Annotated in this window: 22 protein-coding genes and 1 tRNA gene; 11 read left to right on the forward strand and 12 right to left on the reverse strand. The window is 66.5% G+C overall.

Annotation, left to right across the window (positions count from 1 at the left end; genetic code table 11):
• Positions 1 to 59: 59 nt before the first annotated feature.
• The gene (gene ubiE / locus Verru16B_RS16680) at positions 60 to 755 is read left to right on the forward strand and encodes a bifunctional demethylmenaquinone methyltransferase/2-methoxy-6-polyprenyl-1,4-benzoquinol methylase UbiE (RefSeq protein WP_069963351.1); all 696 of its coding nucleotides are present in this window, start codon (positions 60 to 62) and stop codon (positions 753 to 755) included.
• A gap of 67 nt (positions 756 to 822) precedes the next feature.
• Here ubiE and erpA read toward each other — a convergent pair whose 3' ends face one another.
• Positions 823 to 1140, reverse strand: a complete 318-nt coding sequence (gene erpA, locus Verru16B_RS16685; protein WP_069963352.1) for an iron-sulfur cluster insertion protein ErpA — start codon at positions 1138 to 1140, stop codon at positions 823 to 825.
• Positions 1141 to 1272: 132 nt separating this feature from the next.
• On the opposite strand from erpA, the gene Verru16B_RS16690 reads away from it, so the two are divergent.
• Both Verru16B_RS16690 and rpoN read left to right on the forward strand, forming a co-directional pair.
• Entirely contained in the window at positions 1273 to 2256 is a 984-nt protein-coding gene (locus Verru16B_RS16690) for a serine/threonine protein kinase (RefSeq protein WP_069963353.1), read from the forward strand.
• Between the two features lie 20 nt (positions 2257 to 2276).
• Positions 2277 to 3734: an RNA polymerase factor sigma-54 gene (gene rpoN, locus Verru16B_RS16695; RefSeq protein ID WP_069963354.1), complete on the forward strand. Its 1458-nt coding sequence runs from the start codon at positions 2277 to 2279 to the stop codon at positions 3732 to 3734.
• Positions 3735 to 3874: 140 nt separating this feature from the next.
• On the opposite strand, the gene Verru16B_RS16700 is transcribed toward rpoN, so the two are convergent.
• Together Verru16B_RS16700 and Verru16B_RS16705 are read right to left on the reverse strand one after the other, a co-directional pair.
• Entirely contained in the window at positions 3875 to 5485 is a 1611-nt protein-coding gene (locus Verru16B_RS16700; RefSeq protein WP_069963355.1) for an ABC transporter substrate-binding protein, read from the reverse strand.
• 16 nt (positions 5486 to 5501) lie between these two features.
• The gene (locus Verru16B_RS16705) at positions 5502 to 6575 is read right to left on the reverse strand and encodes an ABC transporter ATP-binding protein (RefSeq protein WP_069963793.1); all 1074 of its coding nucleotides are present in this window, start codon (positions 6573 to 6575) and stop codon (positions 5502 to 5504) included.
• A 183-nt stretch (positions 6576 to 6758) separates the two neighbouring features.
• On the opposite strand from Verru16B_RS16705, the gene hpt reads away from it, so the two are divergent.
• The gene (hpt, locus tag Verru16B_RS16710; protein ID WP_069963356.1) at positions 6759 to 7328 is read left to right on the forward strand and encodes a hypoxanthine phosphoribosyltransferase; all 570 of its coding nucleotides are present in this window, start codon (positions 6759 to 6761) and stop codon (positions 7326 to 7328) included.
• Between the two features lie 96 nt (positions 7329 to 7424).
• Here hpt and Verru16B_RS16715 read toward each other — a convergent pair.
• Positions 7425 to 7514 (reverse strand) — tRNA-Ser (locus Verru16B_RS16715).
• 208 nt (positions 7515 to 7722) lie between these two features.
• Here Verru16B_RS16715 and Verru16B_RS16720 point away from each other — a divergent pair.
• The gene (locus tag Verru16B_RS16720) at positions 7723 to 8520 is read left to right on the forward strand and encodes an ABC transporter ATP-binding protein (protein WP_069963794.1); all 798 of its coding nucleotides are present in this window, start codon (positions 7723 to 7725) and stop codon (positions 8518 to 8520) included.
• A gap of 174 nt (positions 8521 to 8694) precedes the next feature.
• Here Verru16B_RS16720 and ahcY read toward each other — a convergent pair whose 3' ends face one another.
• Both ahcY and metK read right to left on the reverse strand, forming a co-directional pair.
• A complete protein-coding gene (gene ahcY / locus Verru16B_RS16725; RefSeq protein WP_069963357.1) occupies positions 8695 to 10122 on the reverse strand; it encodes an adenosylhomocysteinase in 1428 nt (475 codons plus the stop codon).
• A gap of 9 nt (positions 10123 to 10131) precedes the next feature.
• Positions 10132 to 11304: a methionine adenosyltransferase gene (gene metK, locus Verru16B_RS16730; protein ID WP_069963358.1), complete on the reverse strand. Its 1173-nt coding sequence runs from the start codon at positions 11302 to 11304 to the stop codon at positions 10132 to 10134.
• A 137-nt stretch (positions 11305 to 11441) separates the two neighbouring features.
• Between metK and Verru16B_RS16735 the strand changes: the two genes are divergently transcribed.
• The 6 genes from Verru16B_RS16735 (at position 11442) to Verru16B_RS16760 (ending at position 16076) form a co-directional block, all read left to right on the forward strand.
• Complete coding sequence (locus tag Verru16B_RS16735) at positions 11442 to 12563, forward strand: hybrid sensor histidine kinase/response regulator (RefSeq protein WP_069963359.1); 1122 nt, start codon at positions 11442 to 11444, stop codon at positions 12561 to 12563.
• On the forward strand, positions 12560 to 12961 hold the full coding sequence (locus tag Verru16B_RS16740; protein WP_069963360.1) for a response regulator transcription factor: 402 nt from the start codon (positions 12560 to 12562) through the stop codon (positions 12959 to 12961). The genes Verru16B_RS16735 and Verru16B_RS16740 overlap by 4 nt, the downstream gene beginning before the upstream one ends.
• Positions 12958 to 13161 carry a hypothetical protein gene (locus Verru16B_RS18475; protein ID WP_069963361.1) on the forward strand — a complete coding sequence of 68 codons (204 nt, stop codon included), beginning with the start codon at positions 12958 to 12960 and terminating at the stop codon, positions 13159 to 13161. Before Verru16B_RS16740 ends, Verru16B_RS18475 begins: the two co-directional genes overlap by 4 nt.
• The gene (locus Verru16B_RS16750; RefSeq protein ID WP_069963362.1) at positions 13136 to 14848 is read left to right on the forward strand and encodes a GspE/PulE family protein; all 1713 of its coding nucleotides are present in this window, start codon (positions 13136 to 13138) and stop codon (positions 14846 to 14848) included. Before Verru16B_RS18475 ends, Verru16B_RS16750 begins: the two co-directional genes overlap by 26 nt.
• Before the next feature lie 20 nt (positions 14849 to 14868).
• Positions 14869 to 15213: an Hpt domain-containing protein gene (locus tag Verru16B_RS16755; protein WP_069963363.1), complete on the forward strand. Its 345-nt coding sequence runs from the start codon at positions 14869 to 14871 to the stop codon at positions 15211 to 15213.
• A gap of 215 nt (positions 15214 to 15428) precedes the next feature.
• Positions 15429 to 16076, forward strand: coding sequence for a DUF1573 domain-containing protein (locus Verru16B_RS16760; RefSeq protein WP_069963364.1), 648 nt, complete (start codon positions 15429 to 15431; stop codon positions 16074 to 16076).
• A 15-nt stretch (positions 16077 to 16091) separates the two neighbouring features.
• Here Verru16B_RS16760 and Verru16B_RS16765 read toward each other — a convergent pair whose 3' ends face one another.
• The 6 genes from Verru16B_RS16765 to Verru16B_RS16790 form a co-directional block, all read right to left on the reverse strand.
• Positions 16092 to 16601: a DUF456 family protein gene (locus Verru16B_RS16765; RefSeq protein ID WP_069963365.1), complete on the reverse strand. Its 510-nt coding sequence runs from the start codon at positions 16599 to 16601 to the stop codon at positions 16092 to 16094.
• An 80-nt stretch (positions 16602 to 16681) separates the two neighbouring features.
• Positions 16682 to 18832 (reverse strand): glucans biosynthesis glucosyltransferase MdoH, encoded by a 2151-nt coding sequence (gene mdoH / locus Verru16B_RS16770; protein ID WP_069963366.1) that lies wholly within the window; start codon positions 18830 to 18832, stop codon positions 16682 to 16684.
• Between the two features lie 2 nt (positions 18833 to 18834).
• The gene (locus Verru16B_RS16775) at positions 18835 to 19422 is read right to left on the reverse strand and encodes a hypothetical protein (protein WP_069963367.1); all 588 of its coding nucleotides are present in this window, start codon (positions 19420 to 19422) and stop codon (positions 18835 to 18837) included.
• The gene (locus tag Verru16B_RS16780) at positions 19398 to 20984 is read right to left on the reverse strand and encodes an OpgD/OpgG family glucan biosynthesis protein (protein ID WP_218918791.1); all 1587 of its coding nucleotides are present in this window, start codon (positions 20982 to 20984) and stop codon (positions 19398 to 19400) included. The genes Verru16B_RS16775 and Verru16B_RS16780 overlap by 25 nt, the downstream gene beginning before the upstream one ends.
• A complete protein-coding gene (locus tag Verru16B_RS16785; protein ID WP_069963368.1) occupies positions 20984 to 21970 on the reverse strand; it encodes a uracil-DNA glycosylase in 987 nt (328 codons plus the stop codon). Before Verru16B_RS16785 ends, Verru16B_RS16780 begins: the two co-directional genes overlap by 1 nt.
• Entirely contained in the window at positions 21967 to 22572 is a 606-nt protein-coding gene (locus Verru16B_RS16790) for a riboflavin synthase (protein WP_069963796.1), read from the reverse strand. The genes Verru16B_RS16785 and Verru16B_RS16790 overlap by 4 nt, the downstream gene beginning before the upstream one ends.
• Positions 22573 to 22718: the final 146 nt, after the last annotated feature.

Below are 22718 nucleotides of genomic sequence, written 5' to 3' on the forward strand. Positions count from 1 at the left end.
AATTCACCACCCAGTGCTTGCGTCAATCGCAAAGCCGCACAAAGGCTAGGACTCCTCCCATGCCCGATCCCAAGGCCGTCAACACCATGTTTGCCCGTATCGCGGGGCGTTATGACCTCGCCAACCACCTCCTGAGCGGGGGTGTGGACTTCTGGTGGCGGCAAAAACTCGTCCGGGCCGTCCATGACTCGCACAGCCGGGTGATTTTGGATCTCGCTACGGGTAGCGGAGATGTGGCTTTCGCTTTGGCCGACGGCCTCCCGCCTGGCACCCGCATCACCGGGATGGACTTTTGCCAGCCCATGTTGGACCAAGCCGTCCTCAAACAGGCCCACAACCCCCGCTGGGCCCCCCTGGCCTTTAAACCGGGCGACGGCCTGGCCCTCCCCCTCCCCGACCACGGTTTCGACGCGGTCACCATCTCCTTCGGCCTGCGCAACATGGCCGACCGGCACAAGTCCCTGACCGAGATGCGCCGGGTCCTGCGGCCCGGCGGCCGGCTCTTCGTCCTCGAATTCTCCCAACCCTACTTCTGGTTCCGCCCGTTCTATTACGCGTACCTGAAATTCATCCTGCCCACCGTCGCCGGCCTCGTGACGGGCGACCGCTCGGCCTACGAATACCTGGGCGGGTCGATCGAACAATTCCCCGACCGCGCCGCCATGAGCGCCGAGATCAGTCGCGCCGGCTTCACCTCGGTCCGCGCCACCCCCCTGACCTTCGGCATCGTGGCCCTCCACGAGGCCACGGCCTGAAGGTTGAATTTTCGGGATCCGCGGGCGTCCGCGTTATCCGGGGCAATGTTCCCGCCGGACCGACGCCTCAGTTAAACGACTTCCCGCACCCGCACGTGCTCTGCGCGTTCGGATTGCGGATCTCAAATCCCTTGCCCTGCAGACCGTCGTCGAAATCGATGCTCGTCCCGCTCAGGTAGGCCAGACTCGTCGGATCCAGCAGCACCTGCACGCCTTCGCTCTCGATCGTCTGGTCCTCGGCCTTCGGCAGGTCGAATGACATGCCATACTGGAACCCGGAACACCCGCCGCCTTCGACGAAGACCCGCAATTTTTTCTGCGGATCGCCCTGGGCGGCATGCATGGTCTGCACCTGGCGGGCGGCACGGGATGTCAGGGTGATCATGCGGCGCAACGTAGGCCCGCCGACCGCCCTGTCAACCTGCCCTTCCGTCCGCAATGCAAGCCGGAAGCAGGAACCGTGCAATATTCTCGCAGAATTCTTGCCACTGGTCGGAGCCCGCGCTTTCCTGAACGCGTGTCAGCGCTCAAGAACATCTTCACCGAACTCCAGTACGACCTGACCCGCAAGCTCGCCGAAGGCGGTATGGGCGTCGTCTACGAGGCCACCCAAAAGGGTTCGGGTAATTTCCGCAAGACCGTTGCCATCAAGCTGATCCGCGAGGAATACTCCAGCATCCCCGAGTTCCAGAAGAACTTCATCGGCGAGGCCCGCCTTGTGGCCGACCTCATCCATACCAACATCGTCCAGACCTACCACCTCGGCCAGATCGGGGGGCAGTATTTCATGACGATGGAATTTGTCCGCGGCGTGAATTTGGAGCAACTGATCGAGCGCCACGCCGAACTCGGCCGCCAGATCCCCGTGGACATGGCGGTCTTCATCGCCTCCCGCGTCTGCCGCGGTCTCAGCTACGCCCACAACAAGCGCGACGCCGACGGCCGCCTCCTCGGCATCGTCCACCGCGACGTCAACCCGAAGAACGTCATGCTCGCCGTCGAGGGCGACGTGAAGCTCACCGACTTCGGCATCGCGAAGGCCCTCGACCTGATGTATAACGAGGAAGGCAAGGTCATCCCCGGCAAGGATGAGTACCTCTCCACCGAGGGCGCCAGCTACGCCGTCACCGACGGCCGTTCCGACCTCTTCTCCCTCGGCATCGTGCTCACGGAGACCCTGCTCGGCCGCAATATTTTCCGCGGCGCCAGCCGCCTCGAGTCGCGCCGCAACATCCTCACGATGCCGCTGCCGAAGTTCGCCACCCTGCGCAGCGACATCGACCCCAAACTCGAGGCCATCCTCGCCCGGATCCTCCAGCGCGACCGCGACAAGCGCTACCAGTCCGCCTACGAGCTCCTCACCGACCTCGAGCTCTACCTTTACAGCGACCGCTATGGTCCCACCAACGAGAAGCTCGCGGTCTACCTGGCCGAGATCTTCCCCCCTGATAAACCCGGCTCGGCCCCGTCGTTTCCCAGCATCTTTCAGGCCCGGGCATAACGGGACGCCCCCGTGATCGTATGAGCGGCCCAGGACTCAACCAGAGCTTCCAACAGCGGCAGACCCAGCAGCTCATGCTGGCGCCGCAGATGCGGCAGTCGCTCAAGATCCTCCAGGTCGCCGCCCTCGACCTCCGCGCCACCATCCAGGAGGAACTCCAGGCCAACCCCACCCTCGAGGAGATGCCGATGGACGACATCAGCCTCGAGAAAAACGCCACCAGCGGCGACGAGAACACCGGCCGCGAGGACGACCCGCGCGAGGAAATGGACTTCTCCAAGGACCTCAAGATGCTCGAGCGCATCGGCCAGGACTGGCACGACCACCTGTCCGATACCGGCGGGGTCCGCCAGACCACCGGCGAGGAGGACGAGCGCCGCCAGCACTTCTTCGATTCCCTTACCACCGACACCTCGCTGCAGCAGCACCTGATGGAACAGGCCGAGATGGCCGATTGCTCCGTGCCGGCCCACGAGGCGCTCCGCTACCTCATCGGCAGCCTCGATGACCGCGGTTACCTGACCGCCACCCTGCCCGACCTCGCCCTGCTCGCCAGCCTGCCCCTCAGCACCGTCCAGGAGGCCGCCAAGCTGCTCAAGACCTTCGATCCGCCCGGCATCGGCGCCGAGAACCTCGGCGATTGCCTCCTCATCCAGCTCAACCACCAGGGTCGCGGCAAGACCGTCGCCGCCCGCATCGTCCGCGACCACTTCGAGCTCCTCGTCCGCCGCCGCATCCCCGATCTCTCCCGCAAGATGGGTCTCTCCCCCGAGATCATCCAGGAAGCCATCGGCATCATCGGCGCCCTCGACCCGGCCCCGGGCCGCCGCTTCGCCGACGACTCCAACCGCGTCGTCGTGCCCGATGTCACGGTCGAGAACGACAACGGCATCTGGATCGTCCTCCTCAACCAGGATTACATCCCCCGCCTCCGCCTCAGCAGCACCTACCGCGACCTCATCGCCAAGGGCAAGCTGAGCAAGCAGGAGAGCGACTACCTCCGCGAGAAGCTCCGCTCCGGCAAATTCATCATCAACGCCATCGAGCAGCGCCAGCGCACCATCGAGCGCATCACCCGCGAGATCATCAAGCACCAGAGCGAGTTCTTCGCCGAGGGCGTCTCGAAGCTCAAGCCGCTCACGATGACCCAGATCGCCGACATCATCGGCGTTCACGAGACCACCGTCAGCCGCGCCCTCGCCAACAAGTACATCAAGACCCCGCACGGCGTCTTCGAGATGAAGTTCTTCTTCACCTCCGGCTACCAGTCCGACGCCGGCGCCTCCGTCGCCAACACCAGCGTGAAGGAGATGATCGCCGACATCATCGCCGGCGAGGACCCCGGCGCCCCCCGCAGCGACCAGGAGATCGTCGGCCTGCTCCAGGAAAAGGGCCTCAAGATCGCCCGCCGTACCGTCGCGAAATACCGCGAGGAACTCGGCCTCCTCCCCAGCAACCTCCGCCGCCGCTACGACTGAGGTGGCTATAATATGTAGGGCGGGGGCGCCGACGGAGGCTTGGCGGAGATGGCGAAGCAACCTCGCCTCGGGCGCGGCATCGCGTCCGGACAAAGGCGGGGTTCGGCGACCCCGCCCTACAGCTCAAAGCACGCCCTCCCTCAGCGCGCCAGCTCCTCCGCCCGCCGGTACTGGGCCCGGAAATGATCCGCCAGGTCGCTCGCCAGCCGCACCTCGTCCACCTTGTTCTTGGCGTTCAACGCCACCTTCACGCGGCTGAACATCTCCGCGTAGTTCACGACCGACAAATCCGTCAGCACCGCCAGCGCCTGCTCGCGTTTCGCCGGGTCGAGGCCCGGCGCGTTGATCGCCCGCCAGGCGGCGGCCAGCTCGTTGTGCGTGTCGATGGCCATGACCCGGATCACGAACGCCATTTCGCGAAACAGGCCGCCGGTCCAGGCCGCGTTGTAGACGAGCGGTGACTCACCCGCGTACGGGTTGACGTCCGGATCGGAGCGGTGGGCGGCGAACGCCGGGTTCGTGTAGAAATCCTTGCGGATCGGCAGCCGGCGCAGGGCGAAATGACCGGGACCGCCCGGGGTGCCGGGTTTGAAATTCCAGAGCTTCTGCCCCTCGATCGACATCACGTATTCCAGAAAAGCCACCGCGATCGCCCGGTTGGGCGCGCCACGCATCAGCGCGATCGGATCGGGTGACAGCGTCGTGCCGTCCACCGGCATGTGGAACCCCAGCCGCTGCCGCCCGCTGCGCTCGGCCGAGCTCTGCTCCTGGTAACGCCCGTAGAAATCGATGCACATGCCGACGGCACAGTTGCCCGCCGCCACGTCGATCGGCGGCTTCTGCGAGGAATCCGTGAAGTAGCGCGCATTGGCCCCGATGAGCTGCAGCAGCCGCAGTCCCTGCTCCCACCCCTGTGTCACGGCCTGTTTTTCGAGGGACGCCTTCGGTTGGCCCGTTGCCGCGGCCAGCCGCGCCCACTCCCGGTAGATCTGCTCCTGGATGATCGTCTCGAAGGACTTGGCGATCGAACCGCTCTTGGTCGGGTCGCACACGGCCACCTCGCCGAAGAGCCGCGGATTCGTCAGGTCCGCCCAGCCCCGGGGCGCAGGGACGCCCAGCCGCTCCAGCGAATCCAGATTGTACAGCATGCCGTGGCCGCTGAGCACGGGCCCAAGCCAGCGGCCCGCCTTGTCGCGATACGGCTCCCCGGTGTAGCTCGCCGGGATCACGTCGTCGGTGAACCACTCCGGCTTCGCCTGCAACAACCCCGAATCCACGATGCGGCCGGCATCGGCCTGCCGGATGAAATCATAGGTGCCGCCGCCGAAAAACACATCGATCCCACAGCCGACTTCCGAAGCCATGAATTCCTTTCGCGCCGCGAGCGCCTCGGGGCTGGCGTCCTTGGCCAGCCGGCCGTTCGCAAACGCCGCCTGCACGTCGATGCTCCAGGCCTTGCCCAGCTTCCGCGTCCAGTGGTTCTGAAATGACGACACATACTCCGACTCCAGAAAGCGCGCGATCTCGCTCGTGCCGCCGATCACCCGCCAGTCGATCGTCACCGTCTGCCCGGTCCTCGCCCGGTACCACTCCTGGAAGCCCTGCGCATACTCCTGCCGGATGGCCTCGTTGTGCGGCGTGATGATCACCACCGTGCCGTCGGCCTTGCTCGCCGCCGCCTTTTTCGGCCGCAGCACAAAGGGCAGCGCGACGACGGCCACCAGCGCCAAAATGATCAGCACGCGGTTCATGGCGCGGGGTCAGCCCTCACTCCGTCAACACCACCACATCCTCCGGCTCGACCGTGGCGTAGAGTTCCCCGCGGCTGCTGCCGTCCACAAAGCGCGGGTTGCGCTCGAAGATCTTCAGCTTGGTCCCGTTGGTGGTTACGAAATCATACTGCGCCACCTCGCCGAGGTACACCGAGTCGCCGATGCGGCCCCGCACGACGTTGCGCGCCTCCGCATTCCGGTGCAGTTCCCAGCACTCCGGGCGGATGGAAACCGTGACCTCGGCCCCCACCGCCGGCGGCTTGGCCGGATCGCCGAAGATGCCGTCAAATTTGCCCACCTCGGTCTCCACGGTCACAAAGCCCGCCGCGATGCCCAGCACCTTGCCGGGCAGGAAATCCGTCTCCCCGATGAAATGGGCCACGGTCTTCCGCGTGGGTCGCTTGTAGACGTCGCGCGGCGTGCCCACCTGCAGGATATGGCCGCTCTCCAGGATCGCCATGCGGTCGGCGATCGAAAGCGCCTCCTTCTGGTCATGCGTCACGTAGACGGTCGTGAGCTTGAATTCCTTGCACACGCGCCGGATCTCCGTGCGCATCTCGAGCCGCAGCTTCGCGTCAAGGTTGGACAGCGGCTCGTCGAGCAACAGACAGCGCGGCCGGATGACCAGCGCGCGGGCCAGGGCGATGCGTTGCTGCTGGCCGCCGGAAAGCTGGTTGGGTTTGCGCTCGGCGTATTTCTCCATGCGCACGGATTCCAGCGCCTCGCCCACGCGCCGCTTGATCTCGTCGGCCGACACCTTGCGCTCCTCCAGTCCGAAGGCGACGTTCTCCGCGACGCTCATGTGCGGCCACAGCGCATAGCTCTGGAACATCATGCCGGTGTTCCGCTTGTGCGGTGCCAGCCGGGTTACGTCCTCGTCCCCGAACAGGATCTGACCCTTCTCCGGGATGTAGAACCCGGCCAGGCTGCGCAGGAGCGTTGTCTTGCCGCACCCGCTGGGCCCAAGGAGGAAAAACAGCTCCCCGGGGTTGATGGTCAGGTCGAGCCCGTGGAGCGCGACCACGCTGCCGAACTGCTTGGTGAGTTGCTTGACCTGGATGGAAATCATGAGGTGCTCGCGCTTCCCGAGGCAACCCACGCCCCCGGCCAAGTCAAAGCGATTAACCCGCCGCCACTTGGATCCCCCCCGGCACCACGGCATCGGCCCCTGATCCCTGGTCCTTGAAACTTGTTACATGACCCCCGGCACTTGGCACTTGGCACTTGTTCCCCGGTACTTTGATGTACCTCCATGCCCTCCCTGAAAGGCCCGCCCGAGCTCAAGCACCTCGATCACGTCCTCGTCACCCCGCTGGCGATCAAGCGCCGCATCGCCGGCCTGGGGGAACAGTTGAATGCGGACTACGCCAAGAAGGACCTGATGGTGATCGCCATCGTCAACGGCGCCCTGATCTTCACCGCCGACCTCCTCCGCCAGATGCGCAGCCCCCTGCGCCTCGACTGCCTCCGCGCCTCCAGCTACCACGACGGCACCAAGGCCGTCGGCGAGCCCCGCATCGTGGACTCGATGAAACTCGACGTGCGCGGCCACAACGTGCTCCTCGTCGACGACATCCTCGACACCGGCAAGACCCTCGCCGCCGTCGCCGGCATGATCAAGGACAAGGGCGCCCTCTCCGTGAAGACCTGCGTCCTCCTCGACAAGAAAGCCCGCCGCGCCGTGCCCTTCGAGGCCGACTACGTGGGTTTCGAGATCCCCAACGAGTTCGTCGTCGGCTACGGCCTCGATTTCAACGAGCGCTACCGCAACCTCCCCTGCATCGGCGTCCTGAAACCCAAGTACTACGCCGGCCTGGTCTGATTGGAGGGCCCGCGTCCCTGCGGGACGCATGGCGGCGGCGGGTTTCGCCCGTGAGCACCGGCGTGGCCCCTGCTGCACGGTTCGCCTGCGTAAAAGTGGCGGAGAGAGAGGGATTCGAACCCTCGATAGAGTTTCCCCTATGCAGCTTTAGCAAAGCTGTGCCTTCAGCCACTCGGCCATCTCTCCGAAACTGAACCGGCAGGCAATCGGGCGGGCGCGGCGAGTGCAAGGGCTTTTTCCCAAGGGCAGGAATACCCTTTCGCCCCGGATTGCACCGCTATCCCGGGCTGGTCAGCGCCGGATGGGATAGCGCCCCTTGGCGCAGATTGGCGGTAAACCGGATTGGTCTGATTTTATCCGTGTTAATCCGTGCCCATCTGTGGTTAAAAAATCCGTGGCTGCCCCCCTCCTGCTCGATTTCGCCCACCTCACCGTCCCGCGCGGCGACCGCTACATCCTGCGCGACTTCTCGCTCCAGATCCGCCGCGGCGAGCACGTCGCCCTCCTCGGCCCCAACGGCTCCGGCAAGTCCACCCTCGTCAAGGCCATCACCCGCGAGATCTACCCGGTCGACCGCCCGGGCCTCCGCTTCCAGCTCCTGGGCCAGGACGACTGGGACGTGAACGACCTGCGCGGCCACTTCGGCATCGTCGCCCTCGACCAGCTGCACAACCTCTCGCACGAGGTCACCCTCCGGCGCGTCACCGCCCGCGAACTCGTCCTCTCAGGCTACTTCAACAGCCTTGGTCTCTGGCCGCACCACCGGGTGAAGCCGGCCCAGGAAAAACACGCCCGCGCGATCCTGCGCTTCCTCGAGATCAGCCACCTCGCTCACCGGCCCGTCTCCGAGATGTCCTCCGGCGAGCAACGCCGCGCCATGATCGGCCGCGCCCTCGTGCACGATCCCGGGGCCCTCGTTCTCGACGAGCCCACCAACAGCCTCGACCCGGGCGCCGTGCGCGAATTCCGCGACCTGCTCCGCCGCCTCGCCCGCGCCGATCGCACGCTCCTGCTCGTGACGCACCACATCGCCGACGTCATCCCCGAGATCGATCGCGTGATCCTCCTGCAGGACGGCCGCATCGTCGGCGACGGCCCCAAGGCGCAGCTGCTGACCTCGGCCCGCCTCTCGCGGCTGTTCGGAGCGAAGCTGCAGGTCGTGCGGAAGGGCCGGAGTTACGACGTGACCTGATAGCAGGGCGGGGTCTCCGCCTGCGACCGCCATAGCCTTGGCGACGGCTGAACCCCGCCTCGAGCGTGGCATGACCTTCGAACGAAGGCGGGATTCGGTGATCCCGCCCTACAAAGACAAAGCCCGCGCTTGCGCGCGGGCTTTGGTGGTTTGCTTGGTCAGGCCTGAATTGGCTTAGTAACGGTAATGCTCGGGCTTGTACGGGCCCTCGACCGGGACGCCGAGGTACTCGGCCTGGGCCTTCGAGAGGACGGTCAGCTTGGCGCCGATCTTCTCGAGGTGCAGGCGGGCGACTTCCTCGTCGAGGTGCTTCGGCAGGCGGTAGACGCCGACCTTGTAGCTGTCCTTGTTCTTCCACAGGTCCAGCTGCGCGAGCGTCTGGTTGGTGAAGGAATTGGACATCACGAACGACGGGTGGCCGGTGGCGCAACCGAGGTTCACGAGGCGGCCCTCGGCCAGCATGTAGATGCTGTTGCCCTTCGGGAACGTGTAGAGGTCGTACTGCGGCTTGATCGTGACGCGCTTGGCGTCGGACGTGTTCAGGCGGTCGATCTGGATCTCGTTGTCGAAGTGGCCGATGTTGCAGACAATGGCCTGGTCCTTCATCGCGCGCATGTGCTCGAGCGTGATGATGTCCTTGTTGCCCGTCGTGGTGACGTAGATGTCAGCCGTGCCGAGCGTGGACTCGATCGTGTTGACCTCGAAGCCCTCCATCGCGGCCTGCAGGGCGTTGATGGGGTCGATCTCGGTGACGATGACGCGGGCGCCAAAGCCCTTGAGCGAGAACGCGGAGCCCTTGCCCACGTCGCCGTAGCCGCACACGCAGGCGACCTTGCCGGCGATCATGACGTCGGTGGCGCGCTTCAAGCCGTCAGCGAGGGACTCGCGGCAGCCGTAAAGGTTGTCGAACTTCGACTTGGTGACCGAGTCGTTGACGTTGATGGCCGGGACGCGGAGCTTGCCCTTCTCCATCATCTGGTAGAGGCGGTGCACGCCGGTGGTGGTCTCCTCGGAGACGCCGCGCCATTCCTTGGCGATCGTCGTCCACTTGAGCGGGTCCTCCTTGTGGACCTTCTTGAGCAGGTTCTTGATGACCTGCTCCTCGTGGGAACCGGACGGGGTGTTGACCCAGTCGCTGCCCTCTTCGAGCTCGCAACCCTTGTGGATCAGGAGGGTGACGTCGCCGCCGTCATCGACGACGAGCTGCGGGCCCTTGCCACCCGGGAAGGTCACGGCCTTCAGGGTGAGGTCCCAGTATTCCTCGAGCGTCTCGCCCTTCCAGGCGAAGACGGGCGTGCCGGTCGCCGCGATGGCCGCGGCGGCGTGGTCCTGCGTCGAGAAGATGTTGCACGAGGCCCAGCGGACGTCGGCGCCGAGGCCCTTGAGGGTCTCGATCAGGACGGCCGTCTGGATCGTCATGTGCAGCGAGCCGGTGACGCGCACGCCCTTGAGGGGCTGCGACGGACCGAACTTTTTGCGGACGGAGACGAGGCCGGGCATCTCATGCTCGGCGACGGAGATCTCCTTGCGACCCCACTCGGCCAGGGTGATGTCCTTGACGTGGTAGTCGTTGGTCGGAGCGGGGGAAGTGGTGGTGGGCATGGTGGCGGGTTACTTGATGGCGGCGCGCAGGAGGGCGGCCTTGTTGGTCTGTTCCCAGGGGAGGCCGCTCTTGCCAAAGTGACCGTAATTGGTCGTCTGGCGGTAGATCGGGCGGAGCAGGTTGAGCTCGCTGACGATGTCGGCGGGCTTGAAGCTGAAGGTCTTGGTCACAGCCGCCGTGATCTGCTCGTCGGAGATGCCGAGCTTGGCGGTGCCGAAGGTCTCGACGCGGACGGAGACCGGCTGCGGGTGGCCAATGGCGTAGGCGAACTGGATCTCGGCGTGGGTGGCCAGGCCGGCCGCCACGATGTTCTTGGCGACCCAGCGGCCCATGTAGGCGGCGGAACGGTCGACCTTGGACGGATCCTTGCCCGAGAAGGCGCCGCCGCCGTGGCGGCCCCACCCGCCGTAAGTGTCGACGATGATCTTGCGGCCGGTGAGGCCGGAATCACCCTGCGGGCCGCCGATGACGAAACGGCCGGTGGGATTGATGAGATACTCGGTCTTCTTGGTCAGCATCCGGGACGGGATGACCTTCTTGATCACGTTCTCGATCAGGTAGCTCTCGATCGTGCTGTGCGCCACGTCCGCCGTGTGCTGGGTGGAGATCACGACGTTCACGACCTCAACCGGGATGTCGTTTTCGTAGCGGACGGAAACCTGGGACTTGGCGTCCGGGCGGAGCCACGGGGCCTTGCCGGACTTGCGGATCTTGGTGAGCTCACGGCCGAGGCGGTGGGCGAACATGATCGGGGTCGGCATGAGCTCGGGCGTCTCGTTGCACGCGTAACCGAACATGATGCCCTGGTCGCCGGCGCCCTGCTCGGCCGTCTTCTTGCCCTTCGCCTTCTTGGCGTCGACGCCCTGCGCGATGTCCGGGGACTGGCGCGTCAGGTAGTTGTTGATGAACACCTGGTCGGCGTGGAACACGTCGTCGTTGTTCACGTAGCCGATGTCGCGGATCGCGGCCCGCACGATGGCTTCGTAATTGAGCTTGGCGCTGGTCGTGATTTCGCCGGCGAGGATGACCATGTTGGACTTAACCATGGTTTCGCAGGCGACGCGGCTGTGCTTGTCCTGCGTCAAGCAGGCGTCGAGCACGCTGTCGGAGATCAGGTCGGCAACTTTGTCGGGGTGGCCTTCGCCAACCGACTCGGAGGAGAAAACAAAGGAATTAGCCATGCCCCTTACAACGGCACAAATCACCCTCAGGCAAGTAAAATATCATCGCATCGGGATTCCATGATATATCTGCCACATAGGTCTGTTTATCCTTAAGGCCCACCCGGCTTTGTGCCGTTCAGGGGGGAGCACATCCCATGACGCCTACCCTAGAGACGTCCAAGCCCAGCCAGGTTGGTCGCCGGATCCTGATCGTCGATGACGATCGGTTGAATGTTCGCATCCTGACCAGCATCCTGCGCCCCGAAGGCTATGAATTGCTCTCCGCCCACTCCGGCGAGGAGGCGCTGACGTCTTACGACGCGTTCAAGCCCGACCTGGTCCTGCTTGATGTGGTGATGCCCGGCATCAACGGCTTCGAAACCTGCCGCACCCTCAAGGCCCGCCACGGCGACCTGGTCGCCCCTGTCATTTTCATCACCGCGAAGTCCGAGTCGGACGACATCGTCGAGGGGCTCGCCGCCGGCGGCGTCGACTACCTGCCGAAGCCCTTCAAAGGCCGCGAGGTCCTCGCGCGCCTCCGCACCCACCTGCAAAACCGCCAGCTCGTCGCGCAGCTCAGCGCGGCCAACGCCGCCAAGAACAAGCTCCTCGGCATGGTCGCCCACGACCTGCGCAACCCCCTCGCCTCCATCCGCGGCCTGGCTGACTTCCTCAGCGACGGCACCGTCGGTCCCCTCTCCGCCGACCAGCTCGACCTGGTCCAGACCATCCAGGAAACGAGCCAGGGCATGCTCGCCATGGTCAACGAGCTGCTCGACCTGTCCGTCATCGAGTCGGGTGAGCTCCGCATCCACCCCGAGCCGCGCAGTATCGCCGAGCTCCTGAAAAAATCCGTCTACCTCAACAATATCCACGCCGCCAAGAAGGGCTCGCGCATCGAGCTTGCGCCCCCCGACCCGCAGGTGGAACTCAGCCTCGACGGCGACAAGGTCCGTCAGGTCATCGACAACCTCCTGAGCAACGCCATCAAGTTCTCTCCGCCCCGCTCCGTGATCTCCGTGAGCGCCGGCTACGGCGAGACCGGCTACGCCATCCTGGTCCGCGACCAGGGCCCGGGCATCCCCGAGAACGAGCGCCACAAGCTCTTCCAGGACTTTGGCCGCACCTCCGTCCGCCCCACTGGCGGCGAGAAAAGCACCGGCCTCGGCCTCGCCATCTGCCAGCGCATCATGCTGGCCCACGGCGGCAGCATCGGCGCCGACCGCCACCCCGCCGGCGGCAGCGTGTTCACCATCGCCTTCCCCACCGCCGCATGAGCTCGCCGCGCACCATCCTCCTGACCGACGACGAACCGCACATCCGGAAGTTCATCGGCCTCGTCCTGCGTCAGTTCGACCAGCCCCGCATCCTCGAGGCCGCGGATGGCGCCATCGCCGTCCAGCTCTACGCGCAGGAAAAACCTGACCTCGTTCTCCTCGACGTGAACATGCCCAACCTCGACGGGCTCCAGGCCCTCGCGCAGATCAAGCAGCACGATCCCGACGCCCTCGTCGTCATGCTGACCTCTCTCGCCAACCGCCACACCGTCGAGGAGTGCCTCCGCCTCGGCGCTGCGGACTACATCCGCAAGGACACCCCCCGCGATGAGCTGACCGCCCGTTTCCAGGAAATCATCAGCGATTGCTTCGGCGAACAACCGGTACCCCCCGTATGAGCGCCGCCCGCCCCACCCCGGCCCCCACCGGTTACGCCGGACTCACCGAGGTCCGCTACTCCCTCCCCGACCTGCTGCGCGAGGTGCAGCTCGAGCGCGATGCGCCCGCCTTCGCCATGGAAAAACTCGAGCAGGTCGAGATCGCCAAACTGTTCCAAAAAAACCGCCCCCGCCGTGCCGCCAAATCCGTCAAACCGTGAGTTCCTGCAGCTGGTCCGGGACCACCCGGGCTTCACCGCGCTGACCGAGCTCGAATCCACCGGTTCCAATCACGGCGCCGGCACCCTCGCCCACCTGCAGGCCATTATCGACCACAAGCTCCTGTCCAAGGACGAGGCCTGCCGACTCTGGGCCAACTCCATCGGCATCGCCTACGTCGATGTCCTCGCCTCGGCCATCACCGACGAGGCCGTCGCCAAGATCCCGTGCGCGGTCGCCCAGAAGGTCACGGCCCTCGGCCTCTACCTCATCGACGGCGTCCTCACCGTGGCGCTCGCCACCCCCGCGGACAAGGAACTCGTCCGCCGCCTCGAGCAGATCACCCAGGTCACCATCAGCCCGGTCTTCTGCCTGCCCTGCGAGATCGAGGATGCCGTCGCCATCCACTATTCCACCGAGAAATCCCTCACCGACAGCCTCGCCGGCCTCGAGCAGGACAGCTTTTTCAGCCGCCCGGACGGCACCGGCGACCGCTTCGAAGCCGTGGCGGAATCCGAGTCGCTCATCCGCGTCCTCGACGAACTGGTCTACTTCGCCCTGCGCGAGCGCGCCACCGACATCCACATTGAGCCGCAGGAATTCCAGTCGCGCATCCGCTTCCGCGTGGACGGCATGATGCGCGAGGTCCTGACCTTCTCCCGCAAGCTCCACCGCGCCATCGTCGCCCGGCTCAAGATCCTCTGCAGCCTCAACATCTCCGAGACCCGTTTCCCGCAGGACGGCCGTTTTTCCCTCACCATCGGCACCAACCAGGCCAACTTCCGTTTCTCCGCCCTGCCCACCGTCCACGGCGAGAAGGTTGTGGTCCGCATCCTCGCCGGCACCGGCAAGAAGTCGATGATGACACTCGACAAGATGCTGATCTCGCAGCCGGTCCTGGCCCCGCTGCGCCGCCTGGTGCAGAACCCCAGCGGCATCATCTTCGTCACCGGACCGACCGGCAGCGGCAAGACCACTACCCTCTACTCCGCGCTCCACGAGATCAACCAGCCCGGCATCAACATCTCCACCATCGAGGACCCGGTGGAGATCCAGCTCGCCGGGGTCACGCAAAGCCAGGTCAACTCGCACATCGACCTCAAGTTCTCCACCGTCCTGCGCTCGCTGCTCCGCCAGGATCCCGACGTTATTCTCATCGGCGAGATCCGCGACCTGGAGACCGCCAAGATCGCGACCGAGGCCGCCCTCACCGGCCACCTCGTCTTCGCCACCCTCCACACCAACACCGCCGCCCAGGCCATCGTCCGCCTCATGGAGATCGGCGTGGAACCCAGCATGGTCGCCCCCTCCGTCATCGGCGTCCTCGCCCAGCGCCTCGCCGCCCGCATCTGCGAGCGCTGCAAGGAGGCCTACTACCCGCCCCGGGAGGTGCTCACCAAATACTTCCTCGATGAGGGCCTCGCCGAGGTGCCGTTTTACCGCGGACGCGGCTGTCCCCACTGCCGGGGCACCGGCTACAAGGGCCGCATTGCCTTCCACGAGCTCATCCTCATCACCGAGGAGATCCGCCAGCTCATCACCGAGGGCAAGAGCGCCCAGGAGATCACCCGCGCCGCCTCCCGCGTCGGCTACAAGCCCCTCCGCTACGACGGCCTCCGCAAGGTCCTCCTCGGCCTCACCACCATCGATGAAATTGAGCAGAATTCCTCGTTTGAATGGGCGTCCTGATTCCTCCACGCTGCCGCCGCATGAATCCCGCCGTCGACCCCCAGGCCATCGCCGCCCTCCGCGAGCTCAACCCTGAGGACCCCGCCTTCCTCCGCGAGCTGATCGATGTCTTCCTCGAGGATGTGCCGCAGCGCATCGCCGAGATCGAGCGCGCCCTCGCCACCTCCGACGCCCCCCTGCTCACCCGCGCCGCCCACACCATCAAGGGCAGCGGCAGCAATTTTGGCACCGCCGGTCTCGGCCATGTCTCGTTTGAAATGGAGAAGCAGGGCAAGGCCGGCGCCTTCGCCGACGCCGCCGCCACCCTGCCCGCCCTCAAGACCGAGTTCGCCCTCGTCGCCGAGGCCCTGAAACAATACCGCTGAGACCCTCAGGTTTTCCGCGGATATCGCGGATGACCGCGGATGAAAACCGGCGGTTCCTCAATCCGGTCTTTATTGATCCGCGTGAATCCGCGCTCTCCGCGGAAAATGTCTTGGTCCCTCCCGTGAATACCTGCCAACCGCGGGCGGCGTCAGACCCCACTTCTGCTAGGTTGAGTTTCCGCCCCCGCCCACTTTGCTGGTGTTGCCTCCCCCTCATGAACCGCCGCCTTCTTGCCCCCCTGTTCCTCCTGCTCGCCGCCGTCACCGCGCCTGCCCTGGAGTGGCCAGCCACGCACCTGACGCTGAGGTCCGTTCCGCTCCAGAAAACCGCGGACACCGGCTTTGATTTCAAGAATACCAGCGACCGCCCCGTCACCATCACCAGCGTGGACGTGAGTTGCGACTGCACGGAAGTCACGCCCAGCGCGAAGGTCATCGCCCCCGGTGCCACCGGCCGTCTCCACGTCCGGTTCACGCTCGGCGACCGTCTCGGCGTGTATCGCCGCAGCATCATCGTCAGCACCGACGAGGGCACGCCCCCGGTCGCCCTCACCGTGGAACTCGACGTGCCCGAGGTCGCCACCCTCACCCCCCGCAGCCTCGAGTGGCCGCTCCACTCCGCCGCCACGGAACAGACCGTCGACATCACCGTCATCCCCGGGATCGAGCTGACGATCTCCCATGTCCAGGCCACCAGCGACGCTTACACCCACCGCCTGGAGACGGTCACGGCCGGGCGCGCCTACCGCCTGCACCTCACCCCTCGGTCCACCGCGGAAGTCGCCAACGCCGCCTTCCGCCTGCACGCCACGGCCGGCACCGGCGAGGAACTGATCTTCAGCGCCTACGCCAACGTGCGCTGAGCCGGCCGCACCGGCTCAACCCCCGCCCGCCGCCACGCGGTCCGCTGCTCCCAGCGCCGACAGCGCATAGATCGCGATCATCGCCCCGGCACAGGCCAGCTTGGCCACCCCCGAGACGAGGAAGCCCAGCGCGGCGCCCGCCCCGGCGCGCAACGCCGCCTCGTCGGTCTTGCGCGCACCCCATTTCTCGCCGACGAACGCACCCAGCAGGGTGCCCAGCAACAGCCCCGGCAGCGAAAAAAACATCCCGGCCAGCGCCCCGCCCGTGGCCCCGGCCATGCCCCACTTCCCGCCCCCCAGCATTTTCGTGCCCACGAGCGTGCACCCCAGGTCGGCCAGCACCGAGGCCAGCCAAAACGCCGCGATCCCGCCCACGGCCAGCCCCGTCAGCGTGTCCGGCAACAAGCCCTTCTGCAGCAACACGGCGGCGAGGATCAGCGTCGTCCCGGGCAGCAGGGGCAGCACGCAGCCCACCAGGCCCACCAACATCAGCAGGAAGACAAAGGTCCAGATGGCGATTTCCATGCCGTCAGGACACGGTTCCGGCCCCGGCGGTTGCAAAAACCACCCCTCGCGTGGGTCCGCGACCCGGGGCGACCCGCCCTCTATCGGTACAGCGCGGTCACCGGCGTCGCCGTGAGCACGTTGTACTGGCGCATCGCCAGGCGCCACCACGGCGAGAGCTTGTCGGGCGGCTGTTTCCACAGCTGCTCGTGCAGCCAGTTCATCGACTCCGGATCGAGCAGCAGCGCCAGCTTCTCGCGCGTCGTCAGCTTGTCCGGGCCGTCCGCCAGCAGGCGCCGGCGCAGCTCCACGAAATAACGCCGCACCGAGTAGCTGCCGGGCCGGCGCTGGCGCAGGAGCGACACGTGCACGGCGTTCACGTACGGATCGAGGATGGCCTGCATCAGCCCGAAATCACGCCGCAGCTCGCGGATCGGCAGCATGTGCTGGTAACACTCCCCGAGGTTGCGCTCGAGCTCGGTCAGCTCCGGCGCGGGCTCGGTCTCGTCCGGCGTCAGGAAGAGCCCCAGTTCGCGCGCCCGGCGCCCGAGCTGGGCGCGGCTGAGCAGGATCGAGAGCGGCGCCGACAGCACCAATCCCAGCAGGATCGGCGACAGCCACCAGAAAAAGGTTGGCGCGAGCACGTAGGCCGAGGCGCCCCACACCAGGCCGAAGAGCGTCTGCCCCCAGTGCGTGATGATCGCCTCCCGCCAGTCGGGATCGTCGCTCGCCGTGCGCTGCTGCGTGACCCACGAGACGCCCTGCCCCAGCAGGATGTAGATCACGAACTTGGCGTGGAACATCATGTTGATCGGCGCCAGCAGCGCCGACGCGAGGGTCTCCAGCACCGCGCTGATGACCAGCCGCACCGGGCCGCCGTAGGCCGCGCTGCGCCCGTGCTTCAGCACCAGGCCCACGCTCAGCACCTTCGGCAGGAAGATGAGCGTCATCGTGAGCCCGAACAGCGCCAGCGCCTGGGGCACGGGCACCACGTGGTCGAAGATCATCATGAAGCGTGCGGGATCCGCCGTCCCCTCGTCCATGCGGCCAAACAGGCGGAGCGTGCTGACCAGCATGAAGAGCAGCCAGATGGGCGAGCTCACGTAGCCCATGATGCCCTGGAAGAGATGAAACCGGTTGATCGGGTGGAGATTCGGGGCCGACAGCAGCCAGCTGTGCTGCAGGTTGCCCTGGCACCAGCGCCGGTCGCGCTTGGCGGCGTCGATCAGCGTGGGTGGTCCCTCCTCGAAGCTCCCTTCCAGGTCGTAGGCGAGCCACACCTTCCAGCCCGCCCGGCGCATCAGCGCGGCCTCCACGAAATCGTGGCTCAGGATGCGTCCGCCGAACGGCTCGCGCCCCGGCAGGTCCGGCAGCGCCGCATGCTGGATGAAGGGCGCCACCCGGATCACCGCGTTGTGCCCCCAGAAATTGCTCTCCCCCTGGTGCCAGTAGTTCAGCCCCGCGAGAAACAACGGGCCGTAAAGCCGGCTGGCGAACTGCTGCAGGCGGGCGTACGGCGTGACGCCGTTCACGATGCGCGGGGCGGTCTGCAGGATGCCCACCGTGGGGTTGCGCTCCATCATCGCCACCAGCTTCACGATCGACCCGCCTGTCATGATGCTGTCCGCGTCCAGCACCACCATGTAGCGGTAGTTGCCGCCCCAGCGGCGGAGGAAGTCGGAGACGTTGCCGCTCTTCTTGTTCAGCGCCATGCGCCGCTTGCGGTAGAAGATGCGGCCGAAGCCGTTCAGCTGCTTGCAGAGCTCGGCCCAGGCCACCTCCTCCTGGATCCAGCGGTTCGGGTCGTTGGAATCACTGAGGATGAAGAAATCGAACTCGTTGAGCCGGCCCGTCTGCTCCAGCGACCGGTAGATCACGCGCAGGCCCTCGAAGATGCGGCTGGGGTCCTCGTTGAAGACCGGCATCACGATCGCCGTGCTCCCCAGCGGCAGCTGCGCCAGCGGCTCGTCCCGCAGCGTGCGGCTGATCCGCGCCGTGTCGCCGCGGTTGATGACGTAGAGCCCGAGCAGCGCCGTGCAGAAGCCCGACGCGATATGCGCGAACAGGATCGTGAACAGCACGAGCAGCGGCAGGTCGGCGAGGTTCTCGATCTTGAACGGCCCCTGCCAGAGCAGGTCCGCCATGAACCACGCCGCCAAGGTGGTGAGAAGGAAGATGAGCGAGAAGAACGTCGCGCGCCGGCGGCTCACGCGCGCCTTGTCCACCTGTTCGACTGTGAAGGCGGTGGGCATGGTCAGCGGGTGGCGTAGAAAACCAGGGCCAGCGCGGAGAGGAAGACCGCCCACAGGAGGCTCACCCGCAGGATGGGCCATTTCTCGATCTGCTCGAAGGTCTGGCCCGCCACCTCGGTCAGCGTGCCGAGTTCGATCTCACGCGGCACCATGCTCGTCACGGTCATGTCGGGCCCGGCCTGGATCGAGCGCCGCTGCATCTCCGACGCGAACTCGGGCGGCACGTGCTGCTCGTCCAGAAAGGCATACGGCCAGCGCTCCACGCCGTCCGACAGCAGGAGCGCCACCCGGCCCTCCACGGCTATGCGCTCGTGCGGCAGGTTCTTGTCGCCGAGCAGTTCGCCAAACCACTCGTCCATCATCCGGTCAATCTCCTCGGCTGCCAGCGTGGTCGGGTCGAGCGACGGGTTCTGCTCGTGGCGGGCCGCGGCCCGGGCGATCACCTTCTGCAGGACGGTGATCTGCTGCAGCCGGTTGTGCACGCGGTGGGCGCGCAGGTAGTCCTCGACGCGGATGAAAGCCGCGTTCCACTGGTCTGCTGTGCCGGTGCGCGGCCGGAAGGCGTTCAGGGGGTCCAGAGGTTGCTCCATGTTTCGGTGAGGGTTTGGTCGCCGCGCCGCAGATAGCAGCGCAACTCGATCGGTCGGCGCGAGCCGTCGGCCGCGATCTCAAAAACAGCCCGCCACAAACCTGTGGGCGCAATCCGTTGCACATCGCCCACGCCGATGAGGCGCGCGCCCTCGCCCACGGAGACCACGGCCTTGAGCGGCTCGCCGTCGGCTGCCGTCTCCAGCCCCGGCCCGGCGAAATCCACCACCATCCGCCGGCGGGCCGGCTGGTGCAGCACGGCGCCTTCCCGGGTCGCCGCGACGTAACCGCCGGGCGGGCGCCCGCCCTCCGTGCCGTACCAATGCAGGCGGTACTCATAGCTCAGCGGCTCGCCGGGCACGGGCCGGCGCGCGGGTACCCAGCACGCGACGATGTTGTCGTTGGTTTCGTCGGGCGTCGGCAGCTCCACCAACCGCACCGCGCCCTCCCCCCAATCGCCCACCGGCTCGACCCACGCACTGGGCCGCAGGTGGGAATTGGCTTCGAGATCGTCGTAGTGCGCAAAGGTCCGGTCCCGCTGCAGCAGGCCGAACCCCTTGGGCGACCGGTCCGCAAAGGCACTGGCGCGCGCGTTGCTCGGATTGGACAGCGGGCGCCAGATCCACTCCCCCGCCCCGGTGTGCATCAGGAGGCCGTCGGAATCATGCACTTCGGGCCGGTAATCATCGCGCGACCAGCCGGTGTTCTCGCCATGCAGGAACATGCTGGTCAGCGGCGCGAGGCCGATGACCGCCTCCACCTTCCGGAAATAGAGGGCGACTTTCACCTGCATCACCGTCGCATCGCCCGGCGTGATCACGAAACGGTAAGCCCCGGCCACGCTCGGGCTGTCCAGCAGCGCATGCACGGTGACCGCGGCCGCGCCGGCGACCGGGCGCTCGATCCAGAATTCCGTGAAGCGCGGAAACTCCTCCGGCACCGGCTCGCCGCTGTTCAACGCCAGGCCGCGCGCGGACAGGCCGTAGTGCAGCCCCCGCGCCACGCTGCGGAAGTAGCTCGCCCCGAGAAACACCGCGAGCTCGCTCATCTCGTCCGGCCGGTTCAACGCGTGGTGCACCCGCAGTCCGGCAAACCCCATGTCCGCGGGCACCGCCTCGGGCAGCCGGTTGGGACCGTAGTTGAACAGCGCGGGATCGAAGCGGATGAGCTGCTCCTCGCCCGCCGCCACCTCGTGGATCTGCACCGGCTCGTTGAACAGCCAGCCGGGGTGGAAAAACTGCAGCTGGAACGGCAGGCCCTCCGCCTGCCACCACGCATGGTCGTGGTCAAAATGGATCGCGCGGTGCTGCTCGTACGTCAAGGCCGCCACCCAGGCCGGCACGCGCCGGACGGTGGGAGCGTAGGGCTGCGCGGCGACGTCTTTCGCGCGTTGCTGCAGCAGTTCAAAGCTGAACTCGGCGGCGGTGGTGCGTGGACCGTCAATCAACGCCACGGTCAACGCCAGGAGCTGGAGGACCAGCGTCCCGGCGGACCGGCGCGATCGCCCTCGGCGCGCCGAGACGCGCGCCCTCCAACCATACACCGCCGGCATGATCATTTTCATCACAGGAAATAATTCCGCTGCTTCTCGGAGATCGGCAGCCCGGCCCGCTCCATCACGGCCAGCAGGTCCTCCCAGGCGTCGCGCTTGATCTTCTTCGCGGCGGCCGAGACCAGGCCCTCCTGCCGCAACAAATAGGACGGGTGATAGGTCGCGCGCAACGGCGTGTCCGCGTAGGCGTGCCACGTGCCGCGGGCCGCCCCCATCGACTTGAAGCGGTCGGCGCCGAGCAGGCCGTCCACCGCGGTCTTGCCGAGGGCTACGATCACCTTCGGCTGGATGATGGCGATCTGCGCACGGATGAAGGGCAGGCAGTAATTCATCTCCTCCGCCGTGGGCGGACGGTTGCCGGTCTGGGCCCCGTCGGCGTCCCGCGGGCCCATCTCGGGGCGCCAGTTCAGGATGTTCCCGATGTAGACCTGGCTGCGTTCCACGCCCATCGCCTTGATCATGCGGTTGAGCAGCTGGCCGGCCCGGCCGACGAACGGCTCGCCCTGGTCCTCCTCGTCGGCCCCCGGGGCCTCGCCGACGAACATGATCGCCGCCTCGAGCGCACCCACGCCAAACACGATCCGCTTGCCGGGATGCACCCGTGCCAGGCAGACGGGGTCGTTGAGCACGATCTCGCGCAAGGCCTGCCACTTCGCCGCCTTGTCCCCGTCCGGCAGCACCACGTCGGCGCGGGGCGGCAACGCGGGCTTGGCCACGGTCGCCGGCCGGGCGGGGGCCGGGCGGGCCTCGGCGAGTGGCGCCGATCTCGCTGCGGCCGGTTCGGCATCCAGCACCACGGCTCCGGCCGCGATCGCCTCGCGGAACGCCCCGGCACCGCCTCCGGAAAATTCCGCCCGCCCCACCTCCACCGGCTCATCCGCAAGCACAGCCCGCAGGTCGTCGAGGCTCTCCTGCGAAATCGACACCGTGCGCCGTCCCTCCGCCTTCAGGCGGCGAAGCTCGTCATTCAGCGCCAGCAGTTGTTCGCGGGTGTTCAAGACGAGGCGGCGGTCCGCGTGGCCAGCAGCTTCTCCACGTATTTGCCGAGCAGGTCGAACTCGAGGTTCACCCCCGAGCCGGCCCGTTTCTCGCGGAGGTTGGTCGCAGCCAGCGTGTGCGGGATAAGCCAGACGGCAAACGTGTCGCCCGCCACCTCGGCGACCGTCAGGGAAATGCCATCCAAGGCGATCGATCCCTTGTGGATGAGATACCGGCCGGCACCCGCCGGGGCGGCCACCCGCAGGTAGTGGTCCTTGCCGCGGGCCTCAAAGACCTCGACCCGGCCCAGCCCATCGATGTGGCCGGACACGAAATGCCCGCCGAGCCGCGCGTCGGCCCGGAGGCTGCGCTCCAGGTTCACGGCGGATCCGGGCTTGAGTTCGGAAAAATTCGTCAGCCGGCGGGTCTCCTCCAGCATTTCAAACCCCAGCTGCCCATCCCCGCAGCGGGTGACCGTCAGGCAGCAGCCGTTCACCGCCACGCTGTCCCCCACGGCCACGCCGGCCGGCACGACCCGCGCCGCCAGCTGCAACCCCCACGCGTTCTGCGCGGGGGCAAAGCTCACCACCTGGGCTGTTTCCTCGACCAAACCGGTAAACATGCCCTGATCCTTAAGTGAACGGATCGGCCAGCACCAGAAAAAGTCCGCCGGCATGGTCATTTTGCGCCGCGCTCCGGTTGCGCGGCTCGTGAATATGGACCTCCCATCAGCCATTTCCCGGGGTTGACGGTCGGGGCGAACCTTCC

The sequence above is a fragment of the Lacunisphaera limnophila genome (genome assembly GCF_001746835.1).
In the GTDB taxonomy this organism is placed as follows: Bacteria; Verrucomicrobiota; Verrucomicrobiia; order Opitutales; family Opitutaceae; genus Lacunisphaera; species Lacunisphaera limnophila.

Coding starts and splice junctions, on each gene's coding strand:
- ubiE (WP_069963351.1), top strand. CDS start 60: ATGCCCGATCCCAAGGCCGTCAACACCATGTTTGCCCGTATCGCGGGG.
- erpA (WP_069963352.1), bottom strand. CDS start 1,140: ATGATCACCCTGACATCCCGTGCCGCCCGCCAGGTGCAGACCATGCAT.
- rpoN (WP_069963354.1), top strand. CDS start 2,277: ATGAGCGGCCCAGGACTCAACCAGAGCTTCCAACAGCGGCAGACCCAG.
- Verru16B_RS16700 (WP_069963355.1), bottom strand. CDS start 5,485: ATGAACCGCGTGCTGATCATTTTGGCGCTGGTGGCCGTCGTCGCGCTG.
- Verru16B_RS16705 (WP_069963793.1), bottom strand. CDS start 6,575: ATGATTTCCATCCAGGTCAAGCAACTCACCAAGCAGTTCGGCAGCGTG.
- hpt (WP_069963356.1), top strand. CDS start 6,759: ATGCCCTCCCTGAAAGGCCCGCCCGAGCTCAAGCACCTCGATCACGTC.
- ahcY (WP_069963357.1), bottom strand. CDS start 10,122: ATGCCCACCACCACTTCCCCCGCTCCGACCAACGACTACCACGTCAAG.
- metK (WP_069963358.1), bottom strand. CDS start 11,304: ATGGCTAATTCCTTTGTTTTCTCCTCCGAGTCGGTTGGCGAAGGCCAC.
- Verru16B_RS16735 (WP_069963359.1), top strand. CDS start 11,442: ATGACGCCTACCCTAGAGACGTCCAAGCCCAGCCAGGTTGGTCGCCGG.
- Verru16B_RS16740 (WP_069963360.1), top strand. CDS start 12,560: ATGAGCTCGCCGCGCACCATCCTCCTGACCGACGACGAACCGCACATC.
- Verru16B_RS18475 (WP_069963361.1), top strand. CDS start 12,958: ATGAGCGCCGCCCGCCCCACCCCGGCCCCCACCGGTTACGCCGGACTC.
- Verru16B_RS16755 (WP_069963363.1), top strand. CDS start 14,869: ATGAATCCCGCCGTCGACCCCCAGGCCATCGCCGCCCTCCGCGAGCTC.
- Verru16B_RS16760 (WP_069963364.1), top strand. CDS start 15,429: ATGAACCGCCGCCTTCTTGCCCCCCTGTTCCTCCTGCTCGCCGCCGTC.
- Verru16B_RS16765 (WP_069963365.1), bottom strand. CDS start 16,601: ATGGAAATCGCCATCTGGACCTTTGTCTTCCTGCTGATGTTGGTGGGC.
- mdoH (WP_069963366.1), bottom strand. CDS start 18,832: ATGCCCACCGCCTTCACAGTCGAACAGGTGGACAAGGCGCGCGTGAGC.
- Verru16B_RS16775 (WP_069963367.1), bottom strand. CDS start 19,422: ATGGAGCAACCTCTGGACCCCCTGAACGCCTTCCGGCCGCGCACCGGC.
- Verru16B_RS16780 (WP_218918791.1), bottom strand. CDS start 20,984: ATGAAAATGATCATGCCGGCGGTGTATGGTTGGAGGGCGCGCGTCTCG.
- Verru16B_RS16790 (WP_069963796.1), bottom strand. CDS start 22,572: ATGTTTACCGGTTTGGTCGAGGAAACAGCCCAGGTGGTGAGCTTTGCC.